The organism is Chryseobacterium tructae, assembly GCF_030409875.1.
Classification (GTDB): domain Bacteria; phylum Bacteroidota; class Bacteroidia; order Flavobacteriales; family Weeksellaceae; genus Chryseobacterium; species Chryseobacterium tructae.
Genome location: NZ_JAUFQR010000001.1, coordinates 824,200 through 845,053, shown reverse-complemented (window position 1 = coordinate 845,053; position 20,854 = coordinate 824,200). Strand labels below are relative to the sequence as shown.

Genomic DNA, 20,854 nt, shown 5'->3' with positions numbered 1-20,854 from the left:
TGGGGATTAGGGGGTGCCAGCATGATCTTATTAAGCTTTACACCAAAGGTAAATCAGGATTTGATGAAAGTTCAGGATCCTACCATTGAAGATATTGTTAAAAGCTATAAAAAAGCAATCTCAGACTGGCCAAAACCCAATATTGATTATGGAGTAAAATGGCAGGAATTCTCGCCTATTAAAACAGACTCAGCGTTTTTTACAGAACAGGATAAACCTAATGTAATCCTGGGAAAAATGTTATTTTTTGATCCAAAATTATCTCAATCCAATCAGATTTCATGCAGCTCATGTCATGATCCTGAAATGGGTTGGTCAGACCGAAGACATGTAGCTTTGGGAAATAACCATCTTCAGGGAAACAGAAATACAATGTCTTTGTTTAATATTGCAGAAAGAACATCGTTTTTCTGGGATGGCCGAGCAAAAACGCTTGAAGAGCAGGCTGCCGGACCGCTTGGAGCCCATCATGAAATGGCCATGGATGTAAAAACATTACCTGCAAAAATTCAGACATTGAAAGGATACAAACTTCTTTTTAAAAATGCTTACGGAGATGAGAAAGTAACCTATGAAAGAATTGTAAAAGCCATCGCAGATTTTCAGAAAACCATCAAAAGCCAGCCAAGCCGTTTCGATAAATTTCTGGAAGGAAAATACAATGCCTTATCTGATGAAGAAATCTATGGGATGCATATTTTCAGGACAAAGCACGCTGCATGAACTGCCACAGTGGACAATACCTTACAGATGAATCTTTCCATAATATAGGATTAACTTATTATAAAAGAAAATATGAAGATCTGGGATTATATACAATCACTAAAAATGCTGAAGATGTTGGAAAATTCAAAACACCTCAGCTAAGAGACCTTATGCTTACTCAACCGTGGATGCACAATGGATTATTTGGTGATCTGGAAGGCGTTGTCAACATGTATAACAGCGGAATGCATATGATAGATCCCTCTCCTGAAGTAAAAGAGAAAGATCCACTTTATCCTGTAACAGATCCTTTATTAAAACCTTTAAAGCTGACAAAAGAAGAGAAAAAAGCTTTAGTTTCATTTCTTGAAGCTCTTTCAGGAACAAAATATAAAATGAGACGACCGGAATTTCCTGTGGAATAAAGAGTAAAAAATAAAAAGTTTGGCAAATGCCAGACTTTTTTTATTCAAATTCAACTTTATATTTCATTAAACATATTTATTCTAAATAAAAATAATTACATTTTTATAAGATTTATGGGAGTCTTAATATAAAAATCATGTAACAGAATTAAGCATATTATTAGGATTTTTGCGTGATATTATAGGCAACAGAAAATCTGTTGTATCTAATAATCATAAAAATTCAAATTCAATGAAATGTAAATTATTGAAGCTATTCCTCTTTGCAATAGTTTTACTACAGGCGTCTCTTATCAATGCCCAAACCGATGAAGTTCGTATACAGAAATTGAAGTAAATGGTAATACCTACACCAACTCTTCTACGATCACTCTTAATAAAGGACAAATAAATACCTATATCAAAGTAACCTATAGCATTTCCAAGTATACTCCCAATTATTTAAATACTGGACTTAATGTAAAATTTTTCGCTAAAATGGTAGCTGGCTCTCCTTATCAAATTTTCATAGACAGTCCTCTTTTTCCTACTATCTCCGGTACAGCGCAGACTTATGAATATACAGCAATTATTCCCAACACTTCTGCATTGATTGAATCTAATAATTCAGGAAAATTATTTATGGTTTACACCTATGGAAACACCAATGCAACATCCAATACTTTCCCTGTCAATTTTGTACAACCAGCCATTTCGAACAATAAAATATCTGGTAGCGTTATCACCGATTATCAAAAACCAGCTCCAACTATTACAGGTAGTGAGCCTACAATACCATTTGGAAATTACACCTATTATTGGCAAAGGAAAAATCCGGGAGGAAATTGGTATAACCTCAATTACGGAACCATTAATACAAAAGACTATACTCCACCAGCTTCTGAAAACAGATATAATTACAAATTAAGACGCGCGGTAGAACCAACAAAACCTGGTCTAGAAACGAGTTATAGTAATGAAGTAGATGTGAGAATAAATATTGAAGAAAACAATATTGTTGAAAGTGTAACCAATAATGGTGCAAATGTTATAAGAACACTTGTAGGAAGTACTCCGAGAGGAGGTACCAATTCGTTCACTTATCAATGGCAAGAACAAACAAATGACTCATTTAACTGGTATGATATATCTGGTGCTGTCAATATAAACTACGAAGTCCCTTCAATATCTTCAGCAAAATTTTACAGACGAATTGCAAGATCAAGTGCTGTTCCTCAAAACTATAGTAATGGAATCAAGATTGATGAATTAAAAATATTAGGGAACTTAGTTGTGACTGAAAGTTACAACAATATTATAGAAAGTGAAAAAGTTCAAACCGGCCAAATTCCTAAATTCTCCAGACTAACTACCCACCCTACAGCTAATTTGAAAAGTGCCACAGGTTATCCAATGAATATTCAATGGCAGAGTAAAACTGAAGGCGGAACCTGGAATAATATTTCCGGAGCAACAAATGCAGACTATACCATCAATACACCACTAACCCAGACCACACAATATAAAAGATACATACAGTCTCAATATCTTCCAGATAGTGAAAGTAATATTATAACAGTAGTAGTTTCTGAGCAGCCTCCAATTGAAAATAATAAAATATCTTTCGATCCTTTAAATACAGATCATCTCTTAGGTACTACTCCTACTGGAGGAACAGGAGACTATACCTATGTATGGGCAGTAGATCTTCATCCGGATGATTCAATAGGAGAATTTATTTTTTGGAGCGTATCTTCTTCCCCGAATACAAACATGTCGGAGTATGAGAATGCTATTCCACTATCAAGCAACGAGTATCATTATACAAGATATGCAATTTCTGGGGGTGTATGGCAAAAATCCAACACCTTAATCTTCTCTCCTGAAGATGGAATTATCCAGGGAAAAAAGATATCAAAAGCTTCCTTATCAAACAAAGAGGACAATAAGAAAATGGTAGTTGCTGCAACCAATAATAATGACATTTATTTCAACTTTAAAAATTATAGCGGTACAAAAGCAGATATCTATCTTGTCAATGTATCGGGGGGGCAACCTATAAAAATAATGCAGACAGATCTTAAAGATAATAATTCTACACAGATCAGTGCATTCCCAACTCAATATCTGCCGGGAATATATATTTATAAAATTGTATTTAATGATGGTTCTGTACAAACAGGAAAAATCATTAAAAAGTAAACATAATTTATTGAATCATAGAAAGGCGGCTGTAAAAAACAGCTGCCTTTTTCATTGAAAAGCATCCTTTTCTTATAAAAAAACAATATTTTAGCATAACAATATTCACAAAAGCACATTATATGAAAATAGCGATCTTAGGAGCCGGAAATATGGGTTTATCTTTTTCAAAATCATTCTTGAAATATGAACTGATCAAACCGGAAAACCTTCATCTGATTATTCGAAACCAAGCAAAAACCTCCAAAATAGCGGAAGAATTCCCAAAATCAAAAATATCCACCTTTGATGATGCTACTGAATTGGATGCTGACCTGATTATTATCGCCGTAAAACCACAAGACTTTCAAACAGTTGCTCAGAATTTCAGATTTACATTAAAAGAGAACCAAATGGTTTTATCCATTATGGCCGGAATTAATATTGAGAAAATCCAAAAATCGCTCAACCATCCACTTGTTGTAAGAGCCATGCCTAACTCTCCTACCCTTTTGGGAATGGGAATTACTGGCTATACTGCCGCTGACGGTATTTCTTTCAGCCAGCTTATCAATATAGAAAGGCTATTAAACAGCACCGGGAGATCAGTATATTTAGAAGATGAAAATCTTTTAGATGGTGTTACCGCACTTTCCGGAAGTGGCCCCGCTTATTTCTACTATATTATCGATGCCATGATCAAAGCCGGAATTGAAATGGGAATTGACGAAAACCTTTCCAAATTATTTGTAAAGCAAACCATGCTGGGAGCTTATCATCTCATCAATAATTCTGAAAAGAACCTTGAAGAACTGATTAAGGATGTAGCCTCCAAAGGCGGAACTACAGAAGCTGCTTTAAAAACCTTTGAAGACAATAGCTTTAAAGAAATTTTGAAACAGGGAATCCTTAATGCTGAAAAACGAGCTAAAGAACTCAATAGCTAAACTTTTTCTCAATATATCTACGAAGCAGCCATCCTAAATATACCCCAAAAGTATTCAGGAGGATATCGTCTACCTCAAATATCCCTAATCTTGTAAAATACTGAAGCCCTTCAACAATTGTAATTGCAGGAATAAAATTAAAAACCAGAGATTTTAGATCCGTCAGTTTGGGAAAAACCCACCCCAGAAAACCAAAAGGAATAAACATCACAATATTTCCAAGAACGATAATAACAATATCTTTCCAGGACATTGCCCCCTGAATAAATTTAATCGTAGAAAACACAGGTTCCACCGTGATCAGGTTATCTTCATACTGAAATCTGCCCATGCCGAGAAACATCAGATAAAGCAAAAACAGTGTGTAGGGTACAATAACGATTTTATATAATTTCTTTAACATCGGATGCTAATATATTCATTTCAAAAACATTAAATTTGTATATTAAAATAATTTAATGAAATACGTTCTACTTACACTTATTTCAGCAATGCTGCTGTCGGTCTCTTGGCCTACTTATGGAGTTCCTTTTTTTATATTTTTCGCCCTCGTTCCTCTTCTGATGATGGAACATGGAATTTCAAAATTTTCAGATTATAAAAGAAAAGGCTGGATGATTTTCGGACTATCTTATCTTTGTTTTATTATCTGGAACATTGTTACTACAGGATGGTTATATGGATCCAAAAACCCTGACGGAAGCCATTCTATGATGGCCGTTGTATTTCCTGTTCTTGTCAACTCACTTTTATATTCTTTGGTTTTCCAATGCTATCATTGGTATAAGAACGCCCAGGGAACCTATTGGGGATTAGGATTTCTGATTGCTATCTGGATGAGTTTTGAAAAATTCCATTTAGGATGGGAACTTACCTGGCCATGGCTGAACTTAGGAAACGTATTTTCGGATTATCCAAAACTGATTCAATGGTATGATACCTTAGGAGCAACCGGCGGAAGCTTTTGGATCCTCTTGATTAATGTATTAATTTTCTATACAATCAGAACCTGGGAAGCAGGAAGAAAGAGAAAAGATTTGATTAAAAATTCATCCATCATAGTAGCATTAATTGCTGTCCCGATGATGATTTCGATCATGAAGTATAACAGCTTTAATGAGAAACCGTCAGGACAAGTCAATGTACTGATGCTGCAGCCTGATCTTGATCCTTATGCTGAAAAGTATTCAAAGGATAGCTTAACGATTGAACAGGATCTTTTGGCATTGGCTGAAAAAAATTCAACTACAAAAATAGATTACTATATTGCACCAGAAACAGCACTTCCCGGCAGAGGTTCTATTTCTGAAACCGGCTTAGAAAAAAGTTTACTTTTAAATAATGTTAAAGAATTTTTGACTAAACATCCCGGATCTGTTTTTGCGACAGGAATTTCTTCACATCATTTTTACTTTGATCCTGCTACACTACCAAAAGAAGCCTATCAAACCAATCAGGGAGTTTGGGTAGCAAGCTATAATACGGCTATTCAACTTGCTCCACAACAAAAAACTCAGGTTTACCACAAAGGAAAATTAGTTCCCGGTGTTGAAATCTTCCCGTATATGAATGTCTTAAAACCAGTTCTAGGTGATGCTATGCTGAACTTAGGTGGAACTGTCGCTTCATTGGGTACAGATAAAGAAAGAGTAGCTTTTTCCAACCCTTACAACAAAGGAAAATTAGCACCTATTATCTGCTACGAAAGTATTTATGGAGAGTTTGTTACAGATTATGTAAAAAAGGGAGCTAATTTCCTTGCGATTATGACCAATGATTCTTGGTGGGGCGTTACAGAAGGACATAAGCAGCTTTTATCCTACGCAAACTAAGGGCTATTGAAACAAGAAGAGAAATTGCCCGTGCTGCCAACAGTGGAATTTCAGCTCACATCAATGCTAAAGGAGAGGTAGTAGCAGATACCTTCTATGGCGATCAAACTGCACTATTTTCAAAAGTTAATCTTTATGATGGAATGACATTCTACTCCAGAGCAGGAGATCTTCTTTCCAGATTCTCAATATTTGCCCTAGGATTTTTATTATTCTATTATCTGATTAAAAGAGTTCAGGCAAAAATGAAGAAAGCATAATATTAGGAATATCCGTTCCACTGATCTCCCTAAATACAATACAATCTGCGTTATCTGCAAGATCTGAGAGTTATTAATCTCTCGCTGATTGAGCTGATAACGCAGATTTTTTATTTCTTAGATAATATTTCCAGTACAAATAAACATAATCATCTGCCTAATCTGTGAGACCTGCGAGAAATCAAAACACCTGTTCATTATACCGATCACCATTTTTTTATTTTTGAAACAAGAATTCCAGCACAAATATCCACACCCATCTGCGTAATCCGCGAAATCTGCGAGAAATATTTAACCCTATTTCCATAGAGCCAATCTCCAACAGATTACCGGAATAAAAAAAGAGAAGCCAGCTGGACGTCTGACTTCTCTCAAGATAGAATAAATGATTCAGTTATTTAATAGTAATTTTTTTGGTGGTTATTTCGTTTTTTATCTTTAGTTTTAACAGATAGATACCTTTAGGAAGATGAGAAACATCAATAGACTGATCTCCGTTTAAAGCTACATTCAGTTTTCTTCCCTCCATTGAATACACTTCAGCTTCAGAAACCTTCTCTCCTTTAATATACACTTTATCAGATGCAGGATTTGGATAAATAACAAGTTCCGTTTCACGAGAGCTTGTATTTTCTTTAGTCGACAACGAGCCTTGTGTTGAAGCATCAGAATATACTCTTGAAGCATCAATTGATCTTACACTCCAAAATACATTCTGAACAGACGGATCAAGATCCAGAAACCATGAAGGCGTGGTTACAATATATTTCGCAATATCTTGTGATCCCGGTGTAGATCCTACTTTAATTTCATAGCGTAATGCATTGACAGGAGTTTTATCATCCGTAGCACCACTCCATGTAAAATTAAATCTGTTTCCATTTTTTGTCATAGCAAGCTGAGTAGGCGCTGTAGGCTTTACATTCGTATCACTGCTGTTGTTTTTAAAAAGCTTAGTCAATGATGGAATTGCTGAATTTGCCCAATCAAATCCACCTAATAAAACATCCAGATGATTATCGTTATTAAAATCAAATAGCTGTATCATTCCAGGCCCACCCAGAGCATGCAAACCTGTAGTTGTACCTTCAGTAAATTGCTGGTTGGCTACATTATATAAATAAGTTTTTACGACTGCATTATAATTCACATCGCCTGAGATAATAAAATCATAATATCCGTCATTATTCAAATCACCTACGCTTATAGATGCATCAGAAACTTCTGTTGGAATCTGCTGAATGACCAAATTACCAGTTCCATCATTCATCATCACAGCAAGATAAGGATCATCATTAGCATCCTTACCAATCACAACAACATCCTGAAAACCGTCGCCATTAAAATCCGCCACTTCCAGTTTCCCAGATGTTAAAGAATCTAGAGCTTGCGTATGAACCAATGTCCCATTCTGATTGATATATACTTTAGATACCGGATCCCCATTGATATCTGATCCTATAACAACAAGATCCAAAAGACGGTCATTATTAAGATCTACTATTTTAAAGCTTCCGTTTTGAGTTCCATCAGCCCAGTTCTCGGTCATATCAAATCCTTGGCCTGTATTTTTATAAAAATCCAATGTATTTCTAAAACCTCCCCCGTGAGCATATTGTGTTCCGTTGATAGCATAATCCTGTTTTCCGTCATGATTAAAATCAAAAACTTCCATAGAACCATATATTTTTCCAGGAAGCTCTACTTCTCTTGTAAAGCCTACTCCTGTATTTTTAAAACGATAATGCTTGTAGTTAACAATATCCATATAACTCAATCCTGTGGAAACAATATCCATCAAGCCATCATTATCAAATCAATAAACTTTATATCTCCAAGATGCGTTACATCCCCTCCCAGATCAGTATAAGCCTGCAAAGTTGTTCCTGTATTCTGATATACCTCATTATAGGTAGCATCAGGGCTTCCGTCACCATCTGAATCAATAGCTCCATTCACCACAACATCCAGTGTCCCGTTATTATCCACATCAGCAATATCAGCAGCCGAGAAATAAAAATTATTCATTCCGGTCTGTATCTCTGTAAAATTCTGAGCACACAAACCAACGGGCAACATAGATAACAAAATGTAAATTCTCTTCATAATTTTTATTTAGATTAATTAAAAACAAAGATAGAATATTAATTTTCCTTTTTAAAAAAAAGCCTGTATGAAATATATCAGCACTGATTTCACGCTATATCCCAGAAATTCGAATATTTTAAAAAATCAATATTTATAATCAGCCACTTATTTACAAATATTTTCCAAAAGATTTGTCTATATAAAAAATTCTTCGTTATTTTGCACTCTCAAATATTATACAAATAAGAACATCGAGATATGTCAAGAATTTGCCAAATAACAGGAAAGCGTGCAATGGTTGGTAACAACGTTTCTCACGCTAATAACAAAACGAAGCGTCGTTTTGAAATTAACTTATTAGAGAAGAAATTTTACCTTCCAGAGCAAGATAAGCACGTTACACTGAAAGTATCAGCTCATGGATTGAGAGTGATTAACAAGATTGGAATCGAAGAAGCTATTGAAAGAGCTACTAGAAACGGATTGATTAAAAAGAATTAATAGATCATGGCAAAAAAAGGAAATAGAGTTCAAGTAATCCTTGAATGTACAGAGCACAAAGAAAGCGGTATGCCAGGAATGTCTAGATACATTTCTACAAAAAATAAAAAGAACACTACAGAGAGATTGGAATTGAAAAAATACAATCCAGTTCTTAAGAGATCTACCCTTCACAAAGAAATCAAGTAATTTATAAATATAATTTACAATGGCAAAGAAAGTAGTAGCAACCCTACAGACCGGGTCTAAAAAAATGACCAAAGTGGTGAAAATGGTGAAGTCTTCTAAATCAGGAGCTTACGTTTTCGAAGAAAAAGTAATGAATGCTGATGAAGTAGATGGTTTTTTGAAAAAATAATCAATACTTTATTTACAATATAAAAAACTACTCATATTTTGGGTAGTTTTTTTGTTATCTTTGTTCACCAGATTATTAATCAGTGAAATATGAAGAAGCTTCTTGTTCTAATAGGTACAGTTATTTTTCAATTTTCATTTAGTCAGAAAACAATGAACCCTATAGAATATAAAAGTTCACCAAAAGTTTTCAGCATTCCGGGATTATCACAATCAGTAAGCATTGATTGCGGTACTTCTAAAATGATTTTATTATCTGGTCAGGTTCCTTTGGATTCAGCAGGAAACCTGGTGGGAAACCATGTAGAAGAGCAGACACATCAGATTTTCAAAAATATTGAAAACATACTGAAGGAATATGGAGGTACAGGCAAAGACATTGTTAAACTGAGTATCTTCATCACAGACATCTCAAAAACCCCGGATTTTAGAAAAGTAAGGGATGAATATGTCAATCTTCAAAACCCTCCCGTAAGCAGCCTTATAGAAGTGAGCAGGCTTTTCAGGAGTGATGTACTGATCGAAGTAGAAGCCACAGCAGTGATTAAAAACAAAAGATAAGAATAAACTAAAACTATGAGTTGGTTTAAAAATATTTTCAAAAAAGAAGAAAAAGAAACTCTGGATAAAGGATTGGAAAAATCCAGCCAGGGATTCTTTGAAAAAATGACGAAGGCCGTAGTCGGCAAAAGCAAAGTAGATGATGAAGTTCTGGATGATCTGGAAGAAGTACTGATTGCATCTGACGTAGGCGCTTCCACAACCATCAAAATCATAGAAAGAATTGAAGAACGTGTTGCCCGCGACAAATATGTTGGAGTAAGCGAGCTGGATAATATTCTTCGTGAGGAAATTTCAGGATTACTACTTGAAAACCCTCACGCAGGAACAGGAAATATCGACACTTCAAAAAAACCTTACGTTATAATGGTGGTAGGAGTAAATGGTGTTGGAAAAACAACAACGATTGGAAAATTGGCTCACCAGTTTAAATCCGAAGGTAAAAAAGTAGTTCTTGGAGCTGCAGATACCTTTAGAGCTGCAGCCGTTGATCAACTTGTTATCTGGAGTGAGCGAGTGGGAGTTCCTATCGTAAAACAGGAAATGGGTTCCGATCCTGCTTCTGTAGCTTTTGATACCGTACAGAGTGCTGTAGCCCAAAATGCAGATGTGGTTATCATTGACACCGCAGGGAGACTTCATAATAAGATCAACCTGATGAACGAACTTTCTAAGATCAAAAGAGTGATGCAGAAGGTTATTCCTGATGCCCCTCATGAGATCTTATTAGTTCTTGATGGCTCTACAGGTCAGAATGCATTTGAACAGGCTAAGCAATTTACCGCAGCTACTGAAGTAAACGCCTTGGCAGTAACAAAATTAGATGGAACAGCAAAAGGAGGGGTTGTAATCGGCATCTCTGATCAATTCCAAATTCCTGTAAAATATATAGGCGTAGGCGAAAAAATGCAGGATCTGCAGCTTTTCAATGGTACGGAATTTGTAGACTCATTCTTCAAGAAAAGATGATTTATATCATACTTTCCCTTACATTAGCAAACAAATCAATTTTAAAATATTAACAATTAAAAAATTTGCAACTATGGGAATTATAACATGGATCCTATTCGGTCTTATTGCAGGTGCAATCGCTAAAATGATTATGCCCGGAACTCAGGGAGGAGGTTGGTTAATCACCATTATCCTTGGAATTCTAGGAGCATTTGTAGGAGGAGCTATAGGAGTTTACGTTTTACATTGGGGAGATGTTACCTCATTCTGGAATCCAAGAAGCTGGATTCTTTCCATCGGAGGCGCTTTAATTATCCTCTGGATTTATGGAATGGCTACGAAGAAAAGCTGATGTAATACCGATAAAAAATAAAATCCCGGATCTGAAATTCAGATCCGGGATTTTTGTACAATATAATTTAGTTAGTTGTTGATTCTAATCTGGTAAGGCATTTCCATTTTTACCTCAGACTGCAATTTCTTATCTGTAATCTGTTGCAGGATTTCATAATTGGACTTCCCTATTTTATTTTTAATAATTCTTGCAGAAACATCCTCTTCATTAAGATCTTTAAAGATTTGTTCGAATGGAGACATTTTCTTTGGATAAGATTCTACATAATAAGACTTCACTCCTGCTTTCTGTGCCGCAAATTTTACAGCATCATTAAGCGTTCCCAATTCATCTACCAAACCAATTTCCTTTGCACGAACACCACTCCATACTCTACCGCCACCTACATTATCAATCTGTTCAAAGGTTTCTTTCTATTCTGAGTAACGAAATGTACAAATCTCTTATAAGTACCTTCTACACTTCTTGTCATCATATTGACTCCATATGGTGTTACTCCATTCAATCCTGAATAATACATTGAGTTTGCATTGGTAGCTACAACATCAGCACGGATTCCGTTCTTATTGGCTATATCTTTATAATAAGGCATTACTCCGAATACTCCGATAGACCCCGTAAGAGTATTAGGCTCAGAATAGATTTTATCAGCTGCCATAGCGACATAATACCCACCAGAAGCAGCATAATCTCCAAAAGAAACAATCAAAGGCTTTTTCTTTTTCAGTTTTTGCAACTCAAATAAGATTTCGTCTGAAGCATTTGCACTTCCTCCAGGAGAGTTTATTCTAAATACTACAGCTTTCACCTTATCATCTTCCTGAAGCTTTTTAATATACTTAACATATTTCTCAGAGTGAATGTCATTATATTGGTCTCCATTATTAATAGATCCCGACGCATACAATACAGCTACCTTTTCTCCAGATTTATCATCTTCAGAAAAAGAACTGATATAGTTCGTTAAAGAAATTTTGTTCAGCTTTTCTTTATCGTTTACACTTAATTTAGCCTTAAGTAGATCTTCATATTCTGATTTCTGGATCAGCTTGTCCGCCAGTTTATATTTTAATCCTTGCTCAGGAATCATTCCATATAAACTATCAACTATTGTTCTGAATTGTGCGGTATCAATTTTTCTTGAAGCAGCCATTTTATAGGATGTATTTTTCCAAAGATCGTTGAGTAGTGTGCTTAACTGTTCTTTATTTTCAGGAGAAATATCATTTCTTAGAAAAGGTTCTACTGCAGATTTAAATTTACCATGACGGATTACTTCAATTCCGATCCCATACTTATCTGCAAAATCTTTGAAGAATGTTACCTCAGTAGAAAGTCCTTTTAATTCAATACCCCCTGCCGGATGAAGATAATACTGATCCGCTACAGAACCTAGGTAATAAGCAGATTGCGAAACTCCATTTCCATAAGCATAAACAAATTTTCCACTTTTCTTGAAATCATCAATAGCATTTCTAAGATCATCAATTTGAGTTAACCCCGCGTTCAACTCATCGGTCTCAATACTGATTCCTTTAATATTATCATCGGTTTTAGCTTTATTAATCGCCTCCAATACATCATACAAAAGAACATTTTTATTCTGATTGCCTAAACCGAAAAGATCCACTTGCTCTTCAGTAGGGCTATCTATTATATTCGTCTTTAAATTAATCGTAAGTACCGAATTCTTTTTCACCGCCACAGACTTATCACTTCCCATAGAACTAAACACAAGCAGCGTGATGAAAAAGATGAAAAATACAGCACAAAGTATGATTATTGCTACTATATTTGCCAAAACATTTTTAAAGAAACTTCTCATAAATTCAATCAATTTTCTAATATGTCGCAGCAAAAGGTAGTTTTGTTACTAGGAAGTAACCTTGGAGAGCAAAAAAAAAATATAGAACTTGCTTTACAGAAAATAAGTGATGCAGGAAACCACATTTCACAGATAAGCGAATTTTTAATGTCTGATCCTGTAGAATTTGTCAGTTCCAATATTTTTTGTAATATTGCAACAATAATATTCACGCATCTTTCACCAATTCAGCTGCTTGATTGTATAAAAAACATTGAAGTTGAAATGGGAAGAATTAATGATTCAAAAGTATCGGGCGGTTACGCAGATAGAGTAATAGACATTGATATCATTAAGTATAATGAATTAAATTTTAAGTCAGAAAGATTAGATATCCCTCATAAAAAACATCTTTTTGAAAGGGATTTTTCCAGAGTATTATTAAAAGATTTTATTTAAAACATAAAACATATTGTATGAAATTAGGTTTATTATTATTGGCCACAACCTTGCCAATTGCAGCTTTCGCTCAGAATAGCAGTACTACAGTAAACTCTTCTACTGAGTATCCTAATACCTTCTCTTCAGGTTCAGCTAACGTAAAACCTTTTGATAACAAATCCAGACGTTTCAGAGATTGGTCAATTTCTGTCGGAGGAGGTGCAGCATTTATGGTTCATTCTGCTTTGAAATCATTTCATTCGGATAAAACCAATTGGGGGTATAATGCTTATGTAAGTATTGATAAGCAAATTTCACATACCTTCGGTGTAAGCTTAATGTATACCAGAGGCGAAACCAAGCAAACAGGTCAACTTCCGGGAGCTCCTGGAATTGCTGCTGGAGTCGCTACAGGAACTACACAATTTGATCAATTGTCATTAATGGGAGATATTAACTTCTCTAACTTATTAAGAAGAGTAGATAATCACTCACCATACAGATGGGCATTCCATGGATATGGAGGAATTGGTCTTCAGGGGTATAGAACTTCTTTACACGATAATGACAGAAACAGATGGAGTGATAATCCTAAAAGAACTCCTTTATTCGTAAAACAAGATCTTGATATTAATTCTATATTCTATCAGGCTGGTTTAGGAGTAAAATATAATGTTTCTCCGCTTATTGATATTGAAGCTAGAACCATGTATATTATCAGTGGTGAACAATCATTCGATGGTAGTGGATACAATAATTCAAGCTACGATCCTAAAGCTCCTACAGAATCAGCATATAGATATACGATACTTAACAACAAAAGATCTTACAATGCCTGGACGGTATCTTTGGGAGTATCTTTCAAGTTAGGAAAACAGCTATCTCACCTAGCATGGCATGATCCGCTTCAGGAAGCTTATTACAAAACCAATGTTTTAGAAAATGCAGCTACAGATTTTGTTGTTTGTGAAAAAGGAGATCAGGATAATGACGGAGTATGTGACGATTGGGACAGACAACTTGACACTCCTGCTGGAGCAAGAGTAGACGGTGCCGGTGTTGCTTTAGATATGGATCTTGATGGTGTTATTGACTTATACGATAAGTGTGTAACAGTTCCTGGACCAGTTGAAAACAACGGTTGCCCAATTAAATAATCAGAAGTCAAGAAACTATTTTTCAAAAAAAATTAAATAAATAATACACGATGAAATTAAGTTTAGCAATTGTTGCATTAGCATTGACGATCCCTACCGTCAGCTATGCACAAGATTCATCAGCAGCTACAGATGGAAAGTATCCTAATACTTTTACTTCTGGCTCTGCTAATGTATCTCCATTCACCAATCAAGCAAAAAGATTTAATGACTGGTCTATTTCAGTTGGAGCCGGTGTTCCATTGATGCAGTCAGCAGATTTAACGTCTATCAAAAACGGTAACGGTAAAAATCTTTTTGGATATTCAGCTTATGTAAGTATAGATAAGGCGATCACTCATGCATTTGGGATCAGCTTACAATATGACAGAGGTGAAACAAGACAAGGATGGTTCAATACAAAAGATGCTGCCCCTGATGCTAAAGCAGTAGCAGGTAGAACTCAGTATGATGCAATCTCTATCTTGGGAGATATCAACTTTTCTAACCTTTTAAGAAGAGTTGATAATCATTCTAATTACAGATGGGCTCTTCACGGATATGCAGGCGTAGGTACTATTGCTTACAAAGCTTACCAAAAAGATGCCAGTGGACAAAGATTAATGACGGAAGTGAAGCCATTTAAACTTGGTTCAATGTTTATGCAGGCTGGTACAGGTTGAAATTTAAAGTAAACAGAAGAATTGATCTTGAAGGTAGATTAATGTATGTAATTACAGGTGATGATACCTTCGATGGTGGTGGTGATCCGTATAGCGAAGTTAACAGACGTTCTTCACAGGTTTCTGATAACTTCTTCAATGCTACATTAGGACTTTCTTTCAAATTAGGAAAGCATGAGTCTCACTTAATGTGGCATGACCCACTTCAGGAAATCTATTACAAACTTGATGTTTTAGCTAATAAAAAACAGGATATCGAAGTATGTAAAAAAGGGGATGCTGATAACGATGGGGTATGTGACGATTGGGACAGACAACTTGATACTCCTGCAGGAGCAAGAGTAGATGGTGCTGGTGTTGCTCTTGATACAGACCTTGATGGTGTTATCGACCTTTACGATAAATGTGTAACAGTTCCTGGACCAGTTGAAAACAACGGTTGCCCGATAGAGAAAAAAGATAATAACAAAACTGCTGTTGAAGTAGAGAAAACATTAAAAGATATCTACTTTAATTTCAATAAAGCTACCATCAGACCTGAATCTAACAGCAAACTGGATGTAGCCGCTTCTATTATCAAAGAAAACGGAGGTAATTATTTATTGACAGGTCATACTGACATTAAAGGAAATGCTGCCTATAACCTAAAGCTTTCTAAGGAAAGAGCTGCTGCTGTAGTGGGAGCTTTAGAAAACAGAGGGGTAAACGAAACGGTTCTGAAGTCAAGAGGAGTAGGATCTGCAGAGGCTAGAATTCCAGCTTCAGCTTCAGATGCTGAAAGAATGGCAGACAGAAAAGTTACGGTAAGATTTATGGAAGGTTCTGAATGGAATTCAATGAAAAAGAAAGACTATGAGGACGCTCCTGTAAAGAAGCCAGTAAAGAAAAAAGTAGTTTCTAAAAAGAAGAAAAAATAATTTCTTAAAATATAAGTAAACCGAAAAGAATAGTTCTTTTCGGTTTATTTTTTTTCTACTACCGAATTTTTTACCTACCTTTATATCATTTTAGGGGCAATCCGTATAAAATAAACAAAATACACCGGTTATTGTTTTGAAAAAAATAATACAAAAAATCACTTTTAGCGTAAAAAAATCATTTAAATAACTTAACTAAAAAAATAACACTATGAAATTAAGTTTAGCAATTGTTGCATTAGCTTTGGCAATTCCTACTGCCAGTTATGCACAAGACTCAACGGCAGTTTCAAAAGGAGAGTATCCCAATACGTTCTCGTCTGGGTCTGCCAACGTTTCCCCATTCAATAATCAAGCAAAAAGATTTAATGACTGGTCTATTTCCGCGGGGGTTGGAGTTCCATTGATGCAATCAGCAGATTTAACGTCCATCAAAAATGGTAACGGTAAGAACCTTTTCGGATATTCAGCCTATGTAAGTATTGATAAGGCGATTACTCATGCATTTGGAATCAACTTACAATATGACAGAGGTGAAACAAGACAAGGATGGTTCAATACCAAAGATGCTGCTCCTGATGCTAAAGCAGTAGCAGGTAGAACTCAGTATGATGCAATCTCAATCTTGGGAGATATTAACTTTTCTAACCTTTTAAGAAGAGTTGATAATCACTCTCCATATAGATGGGCTCTTCATGGATACGCAGGTATAGGTACTATTGCTTACAAAGCTTACCAAAAAGATGCTAGCGGACAAAGATTAATGACGGAAGTGAAGCCATTCAAACTTGGTTCAATGTTTATGCAGGCTGGTACAGGTTTGAAATTTAAAGTAAACAGAAGAATTGATCTTGAAGGTAGATTAATGTATGTAATTACGGGTGATGATACCTTCGATGGTGGTGGTGATCCGTATAGCGAAGTTAACAGACGTTCTTCACAGGTTTCTGATAATTTCTTCAATGCAACATTAGGACTTTCTGTAAAACTAGGAAAACATGAGTCTCACTTAATGTGGCATGACCCACTTCAGGAGATCTATTACAAGCTTGATGTTCTTGCTAATAAGAGCCAGGATATCGAAGTATGTAAAAAAGGTGATGCTGATAACGATGGGGTATGTGACGATTGGGACAGACAGCTTGATACTCCTGCAGGAGCAAGAGTAGATGGTGCTGGTGTTGCTCTTGATACAGACCTTGATGGTGTTATTGATCTTTACGATAAATGTGTAACAGTTCCTGGACCAGTTGAAAACAATGGTTGTCCTACTACTCCTACAGGTCCTGTAGTAGAAACAGAAACGAAATTGGAAGGAATTGAGTTTGATTTAAATTCTGACAGAATTTTACCGTCAAATACTCCAATCTTAAATAACGCTGTAAATTATATCAATTCTTCAAATGGTTCTTATAATGTTGTAGGAGCTACTGATACAAGAGGTACTGATGCTTACAATCAGAAATTATCTCAGAGAAGAGCAAACAACGTTAAAAACTATCTGATCAAAAACGGAGTTCAGTCCGGTAAATTAAACGCTGTAGGTAAAGGTGAAAAAGACCTTAAATATCCTGAGTGTGAACCAGCAACGAAGTGCCCTGAATGGAAAAACAGAGCCAACAGAAGAGTATACTTCGAAGCTAAATAATAAACTTATTAAGTCACTATATAAAAGTCACGCATTGCGTGGCTTTTTTTGTCCTAATACTTTCCTTATTTTTACATCATGATTTCTCCACAGGATTTTCAAAAGCTAAAATATGATACTCTTAAATATTTCTGGGGCTACACTGACTTCAGAGATGCTCAGGAAGATATTATCAATGCTGTAATCAATGAAAAAGACACACTGGTGCTGCTTCCTACAGGTGCAGGAAAATCTTTATGTTACCAGCTTCCAGCTTTATTAAAGGAGGGAACCTGTTTGGTGATTTCCCCTTTATTGGCATTAATGAAAGATCAGGTCAACCAGCTTAAATTCAGGGGTATAGAAGCTGAATATCTATCGTCTGAATTGGATGAATATGATGCTGAAGCCATTTACAACCGTTGTAAAGAAGGTCTTACCAAACTTCTTTATGTATCTCCTGAAAGATTAACAAACATTCAGTTTCTACAAAATATAGATGAAATAGAACTATCATTTATTGCTGTTGACGAAGCTCACTGCATTTCTGAGTGGGGTCAGGATTTTCGTCCAAGTTACCAAAACATCAAAGGTTTCAGAACAAATCATCCTGAAATCCCGTGTCTGGCTTTAACTGCAACAGCAACTCACAAAGTTCTGAAGGAAATCAAAAATAAACTTGAACTGAAAAATCCAGCGATTTTTCAGAAAAGTTTTAAAAGAAATAATATTAAAATCTTTACTGAAGAAGTTTCGGATAAATTTCAACGTGTACTGGATATTCTAAAGTATAATACAGATTCAGGGATAGTCTATGTAAGAACCAGAAAAGAAGCCGAATTGCTTGTTGAATTCTTAAAGAAAAATCAACTAAAAAATGTAGATTATTTTCATGCTGGTTTAACGACAAAGGAAAAAAACACAAGGCAAAATACCTGGAACAATAGCAACAATCAGGTATTAATTTCTACAAATGCCTTTGGAATGGGTATTGACAAAGATAATGTACGTTTTGTCCTCCATTACTCTCCTGCTGCCTCTATTGAAAATTATTATCAGGAAATAGGAAGAGCCGGAAGGGATGGCAAAGATAGCTTTGCCTTTATGCTTTGGAACAAGCAAGAATTATTAAATTTTGATCAAATCCTAAAAAACCAAATACCCAACAAAGCTGAATTTTTAAAGATTATCAGCTACCTCTACTCTATTTTTCAGGTAGCAGAATTTGAATTGCCTGAGAAAACATTCCAATTGAATACAATAGGAATACAAAATTTTACCCGTTTATCTAAAGCAAAGATCAACAACGTTCTCAACTTTCTCCACAACCAGGAAATTATTTACTATAATGACAATAAAAGCCTATCCTCTTTGGAGCTTTTAATTAAATCTGATGAAATAGATCAACTCCCTCAAAAAGATGCTTATTTCATAGAGCTTCTTCTCCGCACCATGTCCGGAATTACAACTCATAAAGTAATGTTCAGTGAACAGCAGGTAAGCAATAAAATTGAAGTGAGTATTCCCTTAATCAAGGAGCGTCTAAAAGAACTTCAACAGAGAAGCTATCTTGAATATATAGATGGAGCCTTATCAAGTATCAAATTTTTGAAACCTCGTGATGAAAGAGCGATCAATAATGCCTATTGGAAACTTTTTGAACATATTCAAAGAAACAAAATCCAGAAATGGGAAGAAATGAAGTTCTATACCGAGGATAAAGATTATTGTAAAATGAAACTTATCCTGGCTTATTTCGGCGAAAAAAATTCAAAAAACTGTGGCCAATGCTCCGTATGTGAAAAGAATAAACAATCTATTTTCGGAAAAAACATTTCACAACAGATCATCAATTTGCTGGCTAAAAAATCAGCAACTATAGAAGAATTATCCGTGCAGCTAAGCTACCACTCTAAAGAAAGCATTCTTGAAAACTTAATCTTTCTTTTAGATTCAGGAAAAGTAAAAATGCTGAACTTCAGAACCTATGCGCTGAACCATGAGTAATGGGCAATGAGTAATAAAAATAGTAGGAAACAATAGCAATACCTTGATTGGAAATCTAAGTTTTCAGAAAAATATTTATATTCTCTCAAGGCTTCTGCTCTCTCCACTCTCACAGCAAAAACTTATCTTTGCAATATGAAATCATTGAAAGTCGTTTTTTTAGGTACTCCTGAGTTTGCAAAAACGTCATTGGAGGCTATTCATCAATCTCATCATCAGGTTGTAGGTGTGGTAACTGTAGCAGATAAGGCAAGCGGACGTGGCCAAAAAATCAATCAATCCCCTGTAAAAGTCTATGCTTCAGAAAATAATATTCCTGTTTTTCAGCCGGAAAAATTAAGAAACCCTGAATTTTTAGAAGAACTAAGACAGCTGGATGCTGATGTTTTTGTTGTGGTAGCGTTCAGAATGATGCCTAAGATTCTTTTTGAAATGCCTAAAATGGGAACATTCAACCTTCATGCTTCTCTTCTTCCGGATTATAGGGGAGCCGCTCCAATCAACTATGCTGTTATCAATGGGGAAGAAAAGACAGGAGCAACGACTTTCTTTATTAATGAAAAAATTGACGAAGGAAATATTCTTCTTCAGGAAGAAATTGAAGTTTTATCGGATGAAAACGCAGGACATCTTCATGACAGATTAATGGAAATGGGCTCAAAATTAGTGGTAAAAACGTTAGACGGATTGGCTCAAAATGCTATTGAAGAAAAACCTCAGCCACAAGTGGAGCATCCTAAAAATGCTTATAAAATCTTTAAAGAAGATACCCGAATCAATTGGGAAGCTCCTTCAAAAACAGTACATCAGTTTATCCTTGGAATGTCTCCATATCCTGCAGCTTTCACGACTTTAAAAATCGGAGCTGAAGAAAAAGGATTAAAAATTTTTGGTGGAAGTTTTGAGATTACCAATCACGGTAAAGTTGCCGGAACATTGGATATTTCAAAAAATGAGTTTAAAATCTATACTCAGGATGGAGTCTATTTTCCACAAGAACTTCAACTAGAAGGAAAAAAAAGAATGACTGTAAAAGATTTTCTAAATGGTTTTAGAAACTTTGACGAAATAGCACTGTAGTTTTACAGTTACATTGT

General features: G+C 35.4%; 16 protein-coding genes and 4 pseudogenes. 16 read left to right on the top strand and 4 right to left on the bottom strand.

Annotation, left to right across the window (positions count from 1 at the left end):
* The first annotated feature begins 63 nt into the window (after positions 1 to 63).
* From QWZ06_RS04080 to proC, 3 genes and pseudogenes are all read left to right on the top strand, one after another.
* Positions 64 to 1,130, top strand: a pseudogene (locus QWZ06_RS04080) (cytochrome-c peroxidase).
* A 477-nt stretch (positions 1,131 to 1,607) separates the two neighbouring features.
* Positions 1,608 to 3,311, top strand: coding sequence for a T9SS type A sorting domain-containing protein (locus QWZ06_RS04075; protein ID WP_290295858.1), 1,704 nt, complete (start codon positions 1,608 to 1,610; stop codon positions 3,309 to 3,311).
* A gap of 122 nt (positions 3,312 to 3,433) precedes the next feature.
* Positions 3,434 to 4,237 (top strand): pyrroline-5-carboxylate reductase, encoded by an 804-nt coding sequence (gene proC, locus QWZ06_RS04070; protein ID WP_290295856.1) that lies wholly within the window; start codon positions 3,434 to 3,436, stop codon positions 4,235 to 4,237.
* Here the strand turns inward: proC and QWZ06_RS04065 are convergent.
* Entirely contained in the window at positions 4,227 to 4,640 is a 414-nt protein-coding gene (locus QWZ06_RS04065; RefSeq protein WP_290295854.1) for a VanZ family protein, read from the bottom strand. The two genes, proC and QWZ06_RS04065, sit on opposite strands and share 11 nt — an antisense overlap.
* A gap of 55 nt (positions 4,641 to 4,695) precedes the next feature.
* On the opposite strand from QWZ06_RS04065, the pseudogene lnt reads away from it, so the two are divergent.
* Positions 4,696 to 6,329 (top strand): annotated as a pseudogene (gene lnt, locus QWZ06_RS04060) (apolipoprotein N-acyltransferase).
* 394 nt (positions 6,330 to 6,723) lie between these two features.
* On the opposite strand, the gene QWZ06_RS04055 reads toward lnt, so the two are convergent.
* Both QWZ06_RS04055 and QWZ06_RS04050 read right to left on the bottom strand, forming a co-directional pair.
* Positions 6,724 to 8,127, bottom strand: coding sequence for a T9SS type A sorting domain-containing protein (locus QWZ06_RS04055; protein WP_290295851.1), 1,404 nt, complete (start codon positions 8,125 to 8,127; stop codon positions 6,724 to 6,726).
* A complete protein-coding gene (locus QWZ06_RS04050) occupies positions 8,127 to 8,435 on the bottom strand; it encodes a hypothetical protein (protein ID WP_290295849.1) in 309 nt (102 codons plus the stop codon). The genes QWZ06_RS04055 and QWZ06_RS04050 overlap by 1 nt, the downstream gene beginning before the upstream one ends.
* Before the next feature lie 240 nt (positions 8,436 to 8,675).
* Here QWZ06_RS04050 and rpmB point away from each other — a divergent pair, with 240 nt between their 5' ends.
* From rpmB to QWZ06_RS04020, 6 genes are all read left to right on the top strand, one after another.
* Entirely contained in the window at positions 8,676 to 8,918 is a 243-nt protein-coding gene (gene rpmB, locus QWZ06_RS04045; protein ID WP_002976757.1) for a 50S ribosomal protein L28, read from the top strand.
* A gap of 6 nt (positions 8,919 to 8,924) precedes the next feature.
* On the top strand, positions 8,925 to 9,107 hold the full coding sequence (rpmG, locus tag QWZ06_RS04040; protein ID WP_027373683.1) for a 50S ribosomal protein L33: 183 nt from the start codon (positions 8,925 to 8,927) through the stop codon (positions 9,105 to 9,107).
* A 19-nt stretch (positions 9,108 to 9,126) separates the two neighbouring features.
* Positions 9,127 to 9,276, top strand: a complete 150-nt coding sequence (locus QWZ06_RS04035) for a DUF4295 family protein (RefSeq protein ID WP_065395045.1) — start codon at positions 9,127 to 9,129, stop codon at positions 9,274 to 9,276.
* Between the two features lie 152 nt (positions 9,277 to 9,428).
* Positions 9,429 to 9,836: a RidA family protein gene (locus tag QWZ06_RS04030; RefSeq protein ID WP_290295845.1), complete on the top strand. Its 408-nt coding sequence runs from the start codon at positions 9,429 to 9,431 to the stop codon at positions 9,834 to 9,836.
* A gap of 15 nt (positions 9,837 to 9,851) precedes the next feature.
* On the top strand, positions 9,852 to 10,805 hold the full coding sequence (gene ftsY / locus QWZ06_RS04025; RefSeq protein ID WP_290295842.1) for a signal recognition particle-docking protein FtsY: 954 nt from the start codon (positions 9,852 to 9,854) through the stop codon (positions 10,803 to 10,805).
* Positions 10,806 to 10,878: 73 nt separating this feature from the next.
* Positions 10,879 to 11,139 (top strand): GlsB/YeaQ/YmgE family stress response membrane protein, encoded by a 261-nt coding sequence (locus tag QWZ06_RS04020; RefSeq protein ID WP_034694983.1) that lies wholly within the window; start codon positions 10,879 to 10,881, stop codon positions 11,137 to 11,139.
* 71 nt (positions 11,140 to 11,210) lie between these two features.
* Here the strand turns inward: QWZ06_RS04020 and sppA are convergent.
* Positions 11,211 to 12,967 (bottom strand): annotated as a pseudogene (gene sppA / locus QWZ06_RS04015) (signal peptide peptidase SppA).
* Between the two features lie 21 nt (positions 12,968 to 12,988).
* On the opposite strand from sppA, the gene folK reads away from it, so the two are divergent.
* The 6 genes and pseudogenes from folK to fmt all read left to right on the top strand — a co-directional run bounded on the left by folK (position 12,989) and on the right by fmt (position 20,837).
* Positions 12,989 to 13,405 carry a 2-amino-4-hydroxy-6-hydroxymethyldihydropteridine diphosphokinase gene (gene folK, locus QWZ06_RS04010; protein WP_290295837.1) on the top strand — a complete coding sequence of 139 codons (417 nt, stop codon included), beginning with the start codon at positions 12,989 to 12,991 and terminating at the stop codon, positions 13,403 to 13,405.
* 17 nt (positions 13,406 to 13,422) lie between these two features.
* On the top strand, positions 13,423 to 14,544 hold the full coding sequence (locus tag QWZ06_RS04005; protein WP_290295835.1) for an OmpA family protein: 1,122 nt from the start codon (positions 13,423 to 13,425) through the stop codon (positions 14,542 to 14,544).
* A 50-nt stretch (positions 14,545 to 14,594) separates the two neighbouring features.
* Positions 14,595 to 16,123, top strand: a pseudogene (locus QWZ06_RS04000) (OmpA family protein).
* Between the two features lie 211 nt (positions 16,124 to 16,334).
* Complete coding sequence (locus QWZ06_RS03995; RefSeq protein ID WP_290295834.1) at positions 16,335 to 17,771, top strand: OmpA family protein; 1,437 nt, start codon at positions 16,335 to 16,337, stop codon at positions 17,769 to 17,771.
* A 78-nt stretch (positions 17,772 to 17,849) separates the two neighbouring features.
* Positions 17,850 to 19,757 carry a RecQ family ATP-dependent DNA helicase gene (locus tag QWZ06_RS03990; RefSeq protein ID WP_290295832.1) on the top strand — a complete coding sequence of 636 codons (1,908 nt, stop codon included), beginning with the start codon at positions 17,850 to 17,852 and terminating at the stop codon, positions 19,755 to 19,757.
* A 135-nt stretch (positions 19,758 to 19,892) separates the two neighbouring features.
* Positions 19,893 to 20,837, top strand: a complete 945-nt coding sequence (fmt, locus tag QWZ06_RS03985) for a methionyl-tRNA formyltransferase (RefSeq protein WP_290295830.1) — start codon at positions 19,893 to 19,895, stop codon at positions 20,835 to 20,837.
* Positions 20,838 to 20,854: the final 17 nt, after the last annotated feature.

Excerpts from the sequence above, each read along its gene's own strand:
- QWZ06_RS04075 (WP_290295858.1), top strand. The coding sequence starts at position 1,608 with ATGGTAGCTGGCTCTCCTTATCAAATTTTCATAGACAGTCCTCTTTTT.
- proC (WP_290295856.1), top strand. The coding sequence starts at position 3,434 with ATGAAAATAGCGATCTTAGGAGCCGGAAATATGGGTTTATCTTTTTCA.
- QWZ06_RS04065 (WP_290295854.1), bottom strand. The coding sequence starts at position 4,640 with ATGTTAAAGAAATTATATAAAATCGTTATTGTACCCTACACACTGTTT.
- QWZ06_RS04055 (WP_290295851.1), bottom strand. The coding sequence starts at position 8,127 with ATGGATATTGTTTCCACAGGATTGAGTTATATGGATATTGTTAACTAC.
- QWZ06_RS04050 (WP_290295849.1), bottom strand. The coding sequence starts at position 8,435 with ATGAAGAGAATTTACATTTTGTTATCTATGTTGCCCGTTGGTTTGTGT.
- rpmB (WP_002976757.1), top strand. The coding sequence starts at position 8,676 with ATGTCAAGAATTTGCCAAATAACAGGAAAGCGTGCAATGGTTGGTAAC.
- rpmG (WP_027373683.1), top strand. The coding sequence starts at position 8,925 with ATGGCAAAAAAAGGAAATAGAGTTCAAGTAATCCTTGAATGTACAGAG.
- QWZ06_RS04035 (WP_065395045.1), top strand. The coding sequence starts at position 9,127 with ATGGCAAAGAAAGTAGTAGCAACCCTACAGACCGGGTCTAAAAAAATG.
- QWZ06_RS04030 (WP_290295845.1), top strand. The coding sequence starts at position 9,429 with ATGAACCCTATAGAATATAAAAGTTCACCAAAAGTTTTCAGCATTCCG.
- ftsY (WP_290295842.1), top strand. The coding sequence starts at position 9,852 with ATGAGTTGGTTTAAAAATATTTTCAAAAAAGAAGAAAAAGAAACTCTG.
- QWZ06_RS04020 (WP_034694983.1), top strand. The coding sequence starts at position 10,879 with ATGGGAATTATAACATGGATCCTATTCGGTCTTATTGCAGGTGCAATC.
- folK (WP_290295837.1), top strand. The coding sequence starts at position 12,989 with ATGTCGCAGCAAAAGGTAGTTTTGTTACTAGGAAGTAACCTTGGAGAG.
- QWZ06_RS04005 (WP_290295835.1), top strand. The coding sequence starts at position 13,423 with ATGAAATTAGGTTTATTATTATTGGCCACAACCTTGCCAATTGCAGCT.
- QWZ06_RS03995 (WP_290295834.1), top strand. The coding sequence starts at position 16,335 with ATGAAATTAAGTTTAGCAATTGTTGCATTAGCTTTGGCAATTCCTACT.
- QWZ06_RS03990 (WP_290295832.1), top strand. The coding sequence starts at position 17,850 with ATGATTTCTCCACAGGATTTTCAAAAGCTAAAATATGATACTCTTAAA.
- fmt (WP_290295830.1), top strand. The coding sequence starts at position 19,893 with ATGAAATCATTGAAAGTCGTTTTTTTAGGTACTCCTGAGTTTGCAAAA.